This window comes from Sphingobium sp. TomTYG65, from assembly GCF_055395525.1.
In genome coordinates this window covers 54,101-65,384 of sequence record NZ_AP027331.1, presented here as the reverse complement: position 1 = coordinate 65,384, position 11,284 = coordinate 54,101, and the positions used below count along the sequence as shown (strand labels likewise).

Here is an 11,284-nt window from a genome sequence, read left to right as displayed (position 1 = left end):
CTGACCGCTCATGGAGCCAAGCTGAACTTGTTGCAGCCATGCGCAGCAGTGACCTTGTCGTCCAACAGAGCGTGGATCTGCTTTTCACGGCCGGCTTGGTGGTGGTTGATTCAGCCGAATGCGTCCGGTACCAGCCTGCTAATGAGGCTACAGAACGACTAGCTGCAGCAGCAGAAGCACTGTACGTCCAGCGTCCCGATGCCGTCCGGAGAATGATCGTGGCGCCAACCTCGTCTGCCAGTCTCTTCGCCAACGCATTTCGGCTGCGGAGGGAAGAATGACCGGAGCTATTTTCCCGGCGATCGTGTACGCGCTATGCTTTGCCACAAGTTCGGCTTGCGCTTTCCTGCTTTGGCGCAGCTACGCGAGGAGTGGTGCGCGGCTGCTCTTCTGGAGTGCCGCATGCTTCACTCTGCTGGCCCTCAATAACCTGTTCCTCGTGATCGACCTGGCACTTATCCCATCCGCAGACCTGCAGCTTGTACGCTTGCTACTCTCGCTTTGCGCCGTCGGCGTGCTCCTCTTCGGATTCATTTGGGAAAGCGAGGAGGATATATGACCTTGACGGCCTTCCTCTCTGGAGCTGTTTCGTTCGGCTTTTTCCTTATCTCGCTATTCTTCTTGCGCTTCTGGAGGGAAAGCAGAGATCCCTTGTTCGTTGCCTTCGCAATCTCGTTTTTCCTTCTCGGAATTGGCCAGATCGTCTTGGCGCTGGGCGGGATACCCGATGAGCAAAGGAGCTTGGTTTACCTTATCCGCTTCGCCGCTTTCCTGCTGATAATCCGAGCTGTCATGGTCAAGAACCGTCCGATTTGAACGGGGATCGTCATATATCTTTGGATTTCGAATTGCTATCGGGCCGCCGCTTCAATGAAGCAAAGCTATCTGCGAGAGCTCATCACAGTCGATCGGAATGGACCAGCAATGCGCACCACAAGCAACGACGACAATCAGCGTTCGCCATCCGAAGACCCCTTTGAGTTTATCGCCGGCGCAAACCCAGCAACTGTACGCATTGTCTTTCGCGGCTTTTGGACCGAGGAGACAGTTGAATGCTATCTCCAGGCCCTGCACAAGCGCGCTGCTAATCCTGCAGGAGCCTCCGCGATTACGAAGGTGCTATTGGACATGAGGGCGTGCGTTGTGCAGTCGCAGCTCGTGATGGACAGCTTCGCACGGATCATGGTGAGCTACGCCGCTCAAATCAAAGAATATGGCATTCTCCTTCCCGGATCCGCTCTGCTCGAGTTGCAGATGAGAAGGCTGATGCTGCCCGCATCAACTCAGTTTTTCGATGAGGAAGAGCCGGCACTGCAATGGCTGGGAGCTTCCGAAACAGGTTAACAGATGATGCCGCTGCGGCGCGAAGGAGCCTCTGCCGCTCAGCCCGCGCGTCGATAGTGCATGGCGACCGCGCCATTTCTGAGCGGCTTGGCCGAGATCAACTCGAGCCGTCGTGTGCTGGGCAGCCCGCTCTGATAGAGGGTCGGGCCATGTCCAGCGATCCTCGGATGGACAAGGAACTGATACTCGTCGATCAGATCCAGCCGGTCCAACTCGGCCGCAAGTGTGCCACTACCAAGTAATATGCCGGCCGGCGTCGCGTCCTTGAGCCTCTGGACCGCCGTGCGCAGGTCGCCCGCGAGGTGCCGGCTATTGGTCCACGGGAAGGCATCGCGTGTCGACGAAACTACATATTTCGGCTTGGCCTCCAGCTTGACCGCCCATTCGCGTACCGCTGGCGGCGCGCTCTGGTCGCCGCAAGCGACTGCCGGCCAATAGCTCTGCATCATCTCGTATGTGATGCGACCCCATAGCATCGCTCCGCTCTCGTCCATCAGGCGAGTAAAGAACGCATGCGTCTCATCGTCGGCGATACCTTCCTGATGGTCGATGCAACCATCCAGGGTGACGTTGATGCTGAAGGTGAGAAATCCCATCCGGTAAATCTAAGTCAACAATGAAGAACATGTAGCTAATTTTCGCCGTTGGTGTGACCTACTGAAATTTGTTGTCAGAACGATATCTGACGCGGTCGAAAGCGACCCTCACGCAGAATTTTCCTCCTCAGTCGGGTAGACACCGCTCAGCACCTCGTCGAAATGTCGGCGTACGGCCGTGTTGCAGCTACATTGCAGGGCCTGCAGGCCCGCTAGGTCAGCGACGACGATGCTGCCGCGACGGGTCGCCAGCAGGCCCTGTCCCTTGAGCGTTTGAATGATGCGGCTCACATAGCTGCGTCCGACGCCCATCATCGCGGAAAGCTGCTCCTGCGTCAGAGGCACCGTATGATCCCCCGTTCGCTCCATGGCGGCGATGAGCCATTTGGCTGTCCGTTGCTCAATGGAATGGGCCGCATTGCATGCCACCGTCTGAAATATGTTCGCCATGAGGCAGTCAGCGTAGCGAGCAAACAGGAAGCGTAGCGTGATGGATTTGAGCTTGGCTTCCTCCAACTCTGCCGATGGTATCCTCAGGAACTGGCCAGGAAACTGCACCTCGGCGCGAGCATAGGCAGGCAGTCGGCCTTGGCTTACGATCCCCCCGATCGCGCCCTCCCGCCCTACCAGCGCAGTCTCGATGGCGCGGCCATCCTCCAGCACCACCAGATAAGAAATGAGGCTGGGCCCGCAGGGAAAATAGACATGGCCGACATGATCCCCCGGCTCGTAGAGGGTGGCGCCCCGCTCGCCATGCCATTCGGTCATCAGCGGCTCCAGCAACCCGAAGTCGGCTGGCCGCATCGCCCGCAACAGGTTGTTGTTCAGGCAATCCGCGGTCAGTTTCTGTGTCATGCCGCCTAGTTCGTTCATGTGGCCATCTCCCTGGTCTCTCGCTTGAACGCTCTTTTTTGGGATATGTTCACTAGTGGACAGACATAAAACTACCTTGTGTCTACTTCTTAACAGAAGCAGCTCGAATCGCGCTCCGTGCTCGAGTGATGTTTTGGCCGGCAGCTCTTTTCGGGTTCGCCGCGATCACCTGTATCAGGCGAACGAAATGCTCACGCATATGGGTGAACTTGTCCGAATAGCCGTCCCAGCCAGGCTGGGCGAGCGGCGATGACTGTTGTGGTCAGCCTCACTTCAGCCACCAGGCGCAAGCTTAATCTCTACATAGCTGGAGAAACGCCTGCCACATTCCGGGCAAGGACGCATTGTCGCGCTCTGCAAAGTGCCATGTCCGGCATCGACATTGAGGAGGTCGACGTGCTTGCACAGCCGGCCTTTGCCGAAGCGGCAGGCATTTTGGCCACGCCTACACTGTCCGATGATACGCTTTCGCCCCCTAGACGGGTCGTAGGGGATTTGGGTGACATTGATCGCGTGATCCAATTTCTGGGCATAGAGGGATCTTCGCAGTGACTAGCGTCAGCGACATAGCCAAGGATCCTGCACTCGAACGCGTGAAGACCGGCATAGAGGCCTTCGATGAACTGGTGATGGGAGGGCTGCCGCGGCACCGGACCACGGTGGTCAGCGGCACGCCCGGAAGCGGCAAGACGGTTTTCGCCACGCAATTTCTCGCGCACGGCATCATGACCTGTGACGAACCGGGCGTTTTCGTGACGTTTGAGGAGGCCCCAGCCGATATTCAGGCGAATATGAACGGATTTGGCTGGGAGTTGGAGCGCTGGTGCGAGGGAGGCAAGTTGGCCTTTGTCGATGCCAGTCCGGGTGATCGCGAGGAGCTTGTGATGGGAGAGTTCAATCTCTCCGCGCTTCTCGCTCGCATTCTGCATGCCGCAGGGGCCGTGCGCGCAAAGCGGGTAGTGCTGGACTCGGTCGCGCAACTGTTCGACCATTTCATCGTCGACCCGATGTCGCTCAGGCGGGAGATATTCCGAATTGCGTCTGCCTTGAAGCAGGCTGGTCTGACGGTGCTGATGACCGCCGAGCGCAACAGCGAATATGGCGAAATCACGCGGCATCGCATGGAAGAATTTGTCGCCGACAACGTAATCATCCTCAGGAACGTGCTGGAGCGCGAGAAGCGCCGGCGGACGATAGAGGTACTCAAGATGCGTGGCGGCCGCCATGTCGAGGGTGAAGCGCCCTTCACCCTCGTCGCCGATCGTGGGATGGTGGCGGTCCCCCTGACGTCACTCAGACTTGAACAGCAGTCGAGCAACACTCGGGTCACCAGCGGCAATGCCGCCATTGATGATATGTGCGGCGGCGGCCTCTTCCGCGACAGCGTTACCCTGGTGAGCGGAGCGACAGGAACGGGCAAGACGCTGCTCGTCACGAATTTCCTCGCCGGGGGCGTCGCCGCCGGCGAGAAAGCGCTGCTCCTTGGCTATGAGGAAAGCCGCGGACAATTGTTTCGGAACGCGCTTGGCTGGGGCGTCGATTTGCGGAAGATGGAGGAGGACGGCCGGCTGAAAGTCGTCTGCCTGTACCCGGAGGCGCAAGGACTGCCCGATCATCTGCTGACGATCCGAAGCCTGGTGGAGGAATTTCGACCAGACCGCATAGCGATCGACAGCCTTTCGGCCCTGGAGCGCGTGGCGCCGGAAACCGGATTTCGCGAATTCCTCATAAGTCTCACATCCTTCATCAAGAAGAATGAGATCGCCGGTCTCTGCACAGCGACAAGCAAGTCGCTCGTGGGCGGCGAAAGCGCCAGCGAACAGCACATCTCTACGCTGACGGACTCCATCATCCTCCTGCGCTACATACAGGAACGCCAGAGGATGCACCGCGGCATGATGGTGCTGAAGATGCGCGGTAGCGAACATTCAAAGGATATTCGTCGGTTTGATATTGATGGGTCGGGGATGCATCTGGGTGACGCGATGGGAGACGCGCCAAATGTGTTCACCGGCGCAGAACCATTTTGAGCGGTGCAAGTGGGCAAATATTGACTGGTCCGGAGCTTGATCGAAACATGCGGCTAAACTCCTCCCGGTCCGACGGCGACTTCGACTATGCCGAACTTCGGTCCTTGGTCGACAGGAACGCCGACGGAATCCTGGTAATCGATAGCGGCGGGCTTGTTCGGTTTGCCAATGCAGCGGCCATAAGCCTTTTTGGGCGTGATGCGCACAGCCTGCTCGGGCATCAGCTCGGCATGCCTGTCGTCGCCGGAGAGACGACCAGCATCGACCTGATAAGGACTGATGGCTCGGTACTGGAAGTCGAAATGCGGGTGGTCGATACGACCTGGGAGGGCCAACCGGCGCTGCTGGCAAGCCTGCGGGACATTTCGGAGCGCCGCGAGCTGGAAGAGCAACTCCGGCATGCCCAGAAAATGGAGGCGATAGGACGCCTGACTGCCGGCGTCGCGCATGATTTCAACAACCTGCTGACGATCGTCCTCGGCAACCTCGATACGGTCCAGCGCCGGTTGCCTGGCGATCTTGATGATCCACGCCTGACGCGCGCGGTCGCCAATGCCACGAGCGGGGCTATGCGGGCTGCGGAGCTCACCCAGCAACTGCTCGCCTATTCCCGACGCCAGCCGCTCACACCAAGACACTTGGACCTCGGCAACCTGCTGAATGGCATGGACGACCTGCTCACCCGCACCCTGGGCGCCTCGATCACCATTTCAGTCGATGTTGCACCCGAAACCTGGCCCATAATGGTCGATCCGTCTCAACTTGAAGCAGCGCTGATCAATCTCGCGGTAAATGCCAAGGACGCTATGAGCGCCGTCGGAACGCTCTCCATTCGGGCGCACAATTGCACAGAACACGACCTGATTGACGTCGCCGAGGGAGAGTTCGTCTGCCTGTCGGTCTCGGACACTGGCGACGGCATGTCTGCCGAGGTTGCGCAGCAGGTCTTTGACCCCTTCTTTACGACCAAGGGCGTGGGCAAAGGCACGGGGCTTGGCCTGAGCCAGGTCTATGGCTTTGTGAAGCAATCGCTGGGTCATGTGCGGCTGATAAGCGAAGTAGGCCGCGGCACGACAATCCGCCTGTACCTTCCTCGACATCATGGAGCGTTGGAGGAGGGTGAGGATATTGCCGATCAGGTCACCAGCCCGGCCTGCCGAACGATATTGCTTGTGGAGGATGAGCAGGACCTGCGCGAATGGGCACGCAGTTCTCTGGAGGAAATGGGCTATCATGTGATAGAGGCGAAGACAGCGCCGGAAGCACTGAAAATACTCGAATCCAGTCAGCCTTTGATGCTGATGTTCACGGACGTCAGTTTGCCGGACGGGTATGACGGACGACGTCTGGCAGACCGGGCGCGGGAAATACGGCCTGCAATGAACACGCTCCTTACGACCGCCTATGCCGGAGACGCGCTCATCGAGGATGGCCGTCTCGCGCGGGGCCTGCATCTGCTTTCCAAGCCCTATTCCCGAACCCAGCTGATGGAGGCGATTGCGTCCCTGTCCGCCACGATCTCGCCCACTATCCTGCTGGTCGAGGATGATCCGGCCGTACGGCAGACGTTGGTGGAAAATCTGCGCGCTCTGGGTTGCGTCGTTGAAGACATTGCCACGGCCAAAGCAGCAATGGAGCGCATCGCTAATGTAGGGCAGCCGATTTCCGCGGCCATCATCGATCTGGAATTACCCGATGGGAGCGGCCTCAACTTGTTGGACGCTTTGCGAGAGTCCCATCCCTATGCGGCTGCGATCGTCGCCAGCGGATATGTGGAAGCCGATCAACTGCTCAAAATCGAAGCAGACGGAAGAGCGGCCATTCTCAACAAGCCTTTCTCCGGATCCAAATTGCGCGATGTGCTTGCCAAGTTCCAGTTGGTAGATCGGCCTGAATGCTGAATCCAAGCTTTTTTCCGCCGCTTAGATAGTCCGGGCCGACGACGACGTCGTCGGCGTTAGCCATGACGTCACACCCGCTCCAACAGCACTGCCAGCCCCTGCCCCACGCCGATGCACATGAAGGCCAGCGCATAGCGCCCGCGGGTACGCTGCAATTCTTCGACCGCTGACAGCGCGATGCGCGCGCCGGACATGCCGAGCGGGTGGCCGAGCGCGATCGCCCCGCCATTGGGATTGACGCGGGGGTCGAACGGATCGACGTCCAGATCGCGCAGCGTGGCAATCGCCTGGCTGGCGAAGGCCTCGTTGAGTTCGATCACGTCGAGCTGATCGACCGTGACGCCATTGCGTCCCAACAGCTTGCGCGCCGCCTCGATAGGGCCCGCGCCCATGATCCGGGGTGCGATGCCGGCCGCAGCCATACCGATCACGCGGGCGCGTGGCGTCAGCCCCTGCGTTGCAGCCGCTGCCTCGGAAGCGACCAGCATGGCGGCCGCACCGTCGTTGAGCCCCGACGCATTGCCTGCGGTCACCGTGCCGTCAGCCTTCACCACCGGCTTGAGCTTCGCCAGCGCTTCCAGGCTGGTGGCTCGCAGGTGCTCGTCGGCATCGAAGAGGATCGCCTCGCCCTTGGGCTGCGGGATGGACACCGACACGATCTCGGCAGCGAACCGGCCATTCGCCTGTGCACGCGCTGCCTTTTCCTGACTGGCCAGCGCAAACCGATCCTGTTCCTCGCGGCTGACGCCCCACTGCTCGGCGACATTCTCGCCGGTCTGGGGCATGGTATCGACGCCATAGGCGGCCTTCATTGCCGGGTTCACGAACCGCCAGCCGAGCGTCGTATCCTCGATCTTCTGATCGCGACCGAAGGCGCTACCCGCCTTGCCCATCACATAGGGCGCGCGGGTCATGCTTTCGACGCCACCGGCGATCAGGAAATCGGCGTCGCCGCTACGGATCGCCTGCGCTGCCATGCCCAAAGCATTGAGGCCAGAAGAGCACAGGCGATTGACGGTGACGCCCGGCACCCCCTCCGGCATCCCGGCGAGCAGCACCGCCATGCGCGCCACGTTTCGATTATCCTCGCCCGCCTGATTGGCGCAACCCAGGATCACATCGTCGAGCGCCGACCAGTCGACACCCGCATTGCGCTCCATCAACGCCTTGATCGGCAGCGCGGCAAGGTCGTCGGCGCGCACGGTCGCAAGCGATCCGTTCAGCTTGCCGATAGGCGAGCGGACGGCATCGCAGATGAAGGCTTCTGCCATATGTCTCAGCTTTCCAGAAAAGAGGTGATGACGGCCGCCAGTGCTTTGGGTGCCTCAAGCGGGGCAAGATGCGCCGCCTCCAGCGCCGCATGTGACGCGCCGGGGATGCGTGCCAGCAAATGCTCGCCATGCCCTTCGAGCGGGGTCGAGGTGTCGCGAGTGCCGGTGATAACCAGCGTCGGGCGAGAGATGTCGCCGATCCGGTCGGCCAGGTCCATGTCGCGGATCGCCGCTCCGCAGCCGGCATAGCCTTCCGCGTCCATCGCCAGCAATTGGCGTCGCACGGCTTCATAGATGGCCGGTTCGACGGCATCGGACAGGAAACGGCCCATGGCCAGATCGGCGATGGCGGTCATCCCCTCCCCCCGGACCTTGGCAACCCGGTCACTCCAGGCCGCGCTGTCCATCGTCGCGGAGGTGCAGATCGGCAGCAGCTTCTCGACGCGACCCGGCGCTCGCAACGCGAGTTCCATCCCGATCATGCCGCCGAGCGAGACGCCAGCGACCGAAAAACGACCGAAGCCCGCAGCATCGGCGACCGCCAGCACATCGTCCGCCAGCATGGCCAGCTTATAGTCCCCCGGCTCCGCGATGGACGCGCCATGGCCGCGCGTGTCGATCCGCAACAGTGCGAAACGGTCCCGCAGATGGGGCAGCATGCCGTCCCACAAATCCATATCGGTGCCGATACTGTTCAGCAGCACCAGCGCGGGTGCATCATCCCGCCCATCCCTCTTCCAGTAGAGATCGGCGCCGGGACGCTGGGTGAAAGCCATGCTCAATCCTCCGGCGCGATGGCGACGCGCAGGCCGTCGAGCGCGGCAGTCATCATGATCTGGCAGGACAGGCGCGAACGGTCCTCGCGATGGTCGGAGGAATCGAGCAGGTCGTCCTCGTCCCCGCTGGCACTGCCGACCGCCCCGGTCCATTCTTCATCGACGAAGACATGACAGGTGGCGCAGGAACAGCAGCCGCCGCACAGGGCGAGAAGTTCGTCGAAGCCATTATCGCGAATGGCTTCCATCACCGACGCGCCCTCACGGGCATCGATGCTCGTTTCATCACCCGCACGGTTGACGACGATCAGCTTGGGCACGGTATCTATCCTGTTCAGGCAGCTTCGAGGATCGCGAGCGGTGCGCCCGTCTTCGCGATGACTTCGGCTTCGCTTACGCCGGGGGCCAGTTCCACCAGGGTCAAGCCGGCCCTGGCACGATCCACAGCGATCACGGCAAGGTCAGTGATGATAAGGTCGACCACCCCCTTGCCAGTCAGCGGCAGCGTGCATGCGTCAAGGATCTTGGGGGTGCCGTTCTTCGACACATGATCCATCACCACGACCACGCGCTTGACGCCCGCGACCAGGTCCATGGCCCCGCCCATGCCCTTCACCATCTTGCCGGGAATGGTCCAGTTGGCGAGGTCGCCATTGGCGGCCACCTCCATTGCGCCCAGCACGGCCATGTCGATATGGCCGCCCCGGATCATCGCGAAACTGTCGGCGGAGGAAAAGAAGCTGCTGGTCGGCAGCGCGGTGATCGTCTGCTTGCCCGCATTGATCAGGTCTGGATCTGCCTCACCCTCGAAAGGGAACGGCCCGATGCCGAGCATGCCATTCTCACTCTGCAGCGTGACCTGGACGCCGTCCGGCACATGGTTCGCCACTAGCGTCGGAATGCCGATGCCCAGGTTCACATAATAGCCGTCGCGCAGCTCCCGCGCGGCGCGCGCCGCCATTTCGTCGCGGGTCCAAGGCATTATGCGATCTCCTTTTCGCGCACCGTAAGCTTCTCGATCCGCTTCTCGTTGATGGTGCTGAGCACGACGCGGTCGACATAGATGCCGGGGGTATGGATGCAGTCGGGATCGAAGCTCCCCTCGGGCACGATTTCCTCGACCTCGACCACCGTCACCTTGCCTGCCGTCGCCATGTTCGGGTTGAAGTTGCGCGCGGTCTTGCGGAACATGAGGTTGCCTGCCGGATCGGCGCGCCAGGCCTTGATGATGGACAGGTCCGCGCGCAGCCAAGTCTCGCGCACATACTCGTCGCCGTCGAACGTCTCGACCGGCTTGCCCTCGGCGACGACCGTCCCCACGCCCGTCTTCGTGTAAAAGGCCGGGATGCCCGCGCCCCCTGCCCTGATCCGTTCGGCCAGCGTCCCTTGCGGGTTCAGTTCCAGCTCCAGCTCGCCTGAAAGATACTGGCTTTCGAACAGCTTGTTCTCGCCGACATAGGAAGAAATCATCTTCCGGACCTGTCGGCTTTCCAGCAGCATCCACAGCCCAAAGCCGTCTGCGCCCGCATTGTTGGAGATGACGGTAAGATCCTTGACCCCGCTCGCACGAATTTCCGGGACCAGACTCTCGGGATTGCCCGAGAGCCCGAACCCGCCCGACATGATTGTCATGCCGTCGAACAACAAGCCTTCCAGTGCGACCCGAGGGCTGTCGTAAATCTTCTGCATCATTTACTCCTTCAACCGATATCGCCGCCCGCAACGGGCAGGACCGATCCAGTCACGTAACTGGCCTCATCGGATGCAAGGAAAAGGATCGGTGCGATCTGCTCTTCCAGCGTGCCGTAGCGCTTCATGAAGGCCGACGCCTTCACCTGCGCCACCGCTTCGGCCATCCATGCCTGCTCCTGATGATTGTCGCCTTCCGCATTGCGTGGCACGCGGCGCGGGGGCGCGCTCGTACCGCCCGGAGCAGTCGCGACGACGCGGATGCCGCTTTCCGCATATTCCATCGCCAGCGCCTGGGTGAGACCGTTGATGCCGCCCTTCGCCGCCGAATAGGGCACACGACGAATGCCACGCGTCGCGTTGGACGAGACATTGACGATCGTCCCCGCGCCCTGATCCAGCATCACCGGCAGAACAGCATGGCAGCAATAGAGCGTCGGCATCAGCGATCGGCGGATTTCCGCGTCGATCTGCGCCGGTTCGAACTGCGCATAGGGCCGCATGCGGATCGCGCCGCCGACATTGTTGACGAGGATGTCGATACGCCCGAACGCCTCAACCGCAGCTGTCATGGCCTGCGCCGCGCCGTCATAATTTTCAAGGTCGCAGGTCACGGAAACGGCCTTGCCACCCGACGCGACGATCGCCTGTTCCACTTCGGTCACGAACTCGGCGCGATCGACGAGGACAAGGCGGGCTCCCTCGGCCGCCGCGCGGGTCGCTACTCCCGCACCGATGCCCTGCGCCGCGCCCGTCACGACCATCACCTTGCCCGCGAAGCGTCCCTGGAAAATCATGACCCAG

Annotated in this window: 14 protein-coding genes; 6 read left to right on the top strand and 8 right to left on the bottom strand. The window is 61.1% G+C overall.

Features of this window, described 5'->3' with window-relative positions; genetic code table 11:
• The first annotated feature begins 277 nt into the window (after nt 1–277).
• The 3 genes from ACZ5Y5_RS14230 to ACZ5Y5_RS14220 are packed head-to-tail and all read left to right on the top strand — an operon-like array spanning nt 278 to nt 1,344.
• Nucleotides 278–559: a DUF5985 family protein gene (locus ACZ5Y5_RS14230; protein ID WP_464811154.1), complete on the top strand. Its 282-nt coding sequence runs from the start codon at nt 278–280 to the stop codon at nt 557–559.
• Nucleotides 556–816: a DUF5985 family protein gene (locus ACZ5Y5_RS14225; RefSeq protein WP_464811153.1), complete on the top strand. Its 261-nt coding sequence runs from the start codon at nt 556–558 to the stop codon at nt 814–816. The genes ACZ5Y5_RS14230 and ACZ5Y5_RS14225 overlap by 4 nt, the downstream gene beginning before the upstream one ends.
• Nucleotides 817–870: 54 nt before the next feature.
• Nucleotides 871–1,344: a hypothetical protein gene (locus ACZ5Y5_RS14220; RefSeq protein ID WP_464811152.1), complete on the top strand. Its 474-nt coding sequence runs from the start codon at nt 871–873 to the stop codon at nt 1,342–1,344.
• A 38-nt stretch (nt 1,345–1,382) separates the two neighbouring features.
• Here ACZ5Y5_RS14220 and ACZ5Y5_RS14215 read toward each other — a convergent pair whose 3' ends face one another.
• Both ACZ5Y5_RS14215 and ACZ5Y5_RS14210 read right to left on the bottom strand, forming a co-directional pair.
• Nucleotides 1,383–1,940, bottom strand: a complete 558-nt coding sequence (locus ACZ5Y5_RS14215; RefSeq protein ID WP_464811151.1) for a dihydrofolate reductase family protein — start codon at nt 1,938–1,940, stop codon at nt 1,383–1,385.
• Nucleotides 1,941–2,048: 108 nt separating this feature from the next.
• On the bottom strand, nt 2,049–2,813 hold the full coding sequence (locus ACZ5Y5_RS14210; RefSeq protein ID WP_464811150.1) for a Crp/Fnr family transcriptional regulator: 765 nt from the start codon (nt 2,811–2,813) through the stop codon (nt 2,049–2,051).
• A gap of 249 nt (nt 2,814–3,062) precedes the next feature.
• On the opposite strand from ACZ5Y5_RS14210, the gene ACZ5Y5_RS14205 reads away from it, so the two are divergent.
• From ACZ5Y5_RS14205 to ACZ5Y5_RS14195, 3 genes are read left to right on the top strand one after another with little or no spacing between them, the layout of a single operon-like run.
• On the top strand, nt 3,063–3,365 hold the full coding sequence (locus ACZ5Y5_RS14205; RefSeq protein WP_464811149.1) for a circadian clock KaiB family protein: 303 nt from the start codon (nt 3,063–3,065) through the stop codon (nt 3,363–3,365).
• Nucleotides 3,362–4,843, top strand: a complete 1,482-nt coding sequence (gene kaiC, locus ACZ5Y5_RS14200) for a circadian clock protein KaiC (RefSeq protein WP_464811148.1) — start codon at nt 3,362–3,364, stop codon at nt 4,841–4,843. Before ACZ5Y5_RS14205 ends, kaiC begins: the two co-directional genes overlap by 4 nt.
• 47 nt (nt 4,844–4,890) lie before the next feature.
• On the top strand, nt 4,891–6,744 hold the full coding sequence (locus tag ACZ5Y5_RS14195; protein WP_464811147.1) for a response regulator: 1,854 nt from the start codon (nt 4,891–4,893) through the stop codon (nt 6,742–6,744).
• A 68-nt stretch (nt 6,745–6,812) separates the two neighbouring features.
• Here the strand turns inward: ACZ5Y5_RS14195 and pcaF are convergent, their stop codons facing one another.
• From pcaF to benD, 6 genes are read right to left on the bottom strand one after another with little or no spacing between them, the layout of a single operon-like run.
• Complete coding sequence (gene pcaF / locus ACZ5Y5_RS14190) at nt 6,813–8,015, bottom strand: 3-oxoadipyl-CoA thiolase (RefSeq protein WP_464811146.1); 1,203 nt, start codon at nt 8,013–8,015, stop codon at nt 6,813–6,815.
• A 5-nt stretch (nt 8,016–8,020) separates the two neighbouring features.
• Entirely contained in the window at nt 8,021–8,791 is a 771-nt protein-coding gene (locus ACZ5Y5_RS14185) for an alpha/beta fold hydrolase (RefSeq protein ID WP_464811145.1), read from the bottom strand.
• Between the two features lie 2 nt (nt 8,792–8,793).
• A complete protein-coding gene (locus tag ACZ5Y5_RS14180) occupies nt 8,794–9,111 on the bottom strand; it encodes a 2Fe-2S iron-sulfur cluster-binding protein (protein WP_464811144.1) in 318 nt (105 codons plus the stop codon).
• 14 nt (nt 9,112–9,125) lie between these two features.
• Complete coding sequence (locus ACZ5Y5_RS14175) at nt 9,126–9,773, bottom strand: 3-oxoacid CoA-transferase subunit B (RefSeq protein WP_464811143.1); 648 nt, start codon at nt 9,771–9,773, stop codon at nt 9,126–9,128.
• Complete coding sequence (locus ACZ5Y5_RS14170) at nt 9,773–10,480, bottom strand: CoA transferase subunit A (RefSeq protein WP_464811142.1); 708 nt, start codon at nt 10,478–10,480, stop codon at nt 9,773–9,775. The genes ACZ5Y5_RS14175 and ACZ5Y5_RS14170 overlap by 1 nt, the downstream gene beginning before the upstream one ends.
• 11 nt (nt 10,481–10,491) lie before the next feature.
• Nucleotides 10,492–11,277, bottom strand: a complete 786-nt coding sequence (benD, locus tag ACZ5Y5_RS14165) for a benzoate diol dehydrogenase BenD (RefSeq protein WP_464811141.1) — start codon at nt 11,275–11,277, stop codon at nt 10,492–10,494.
• Nucleotides 11,278–11,284 lie beyond the last annotated feature (7 nt).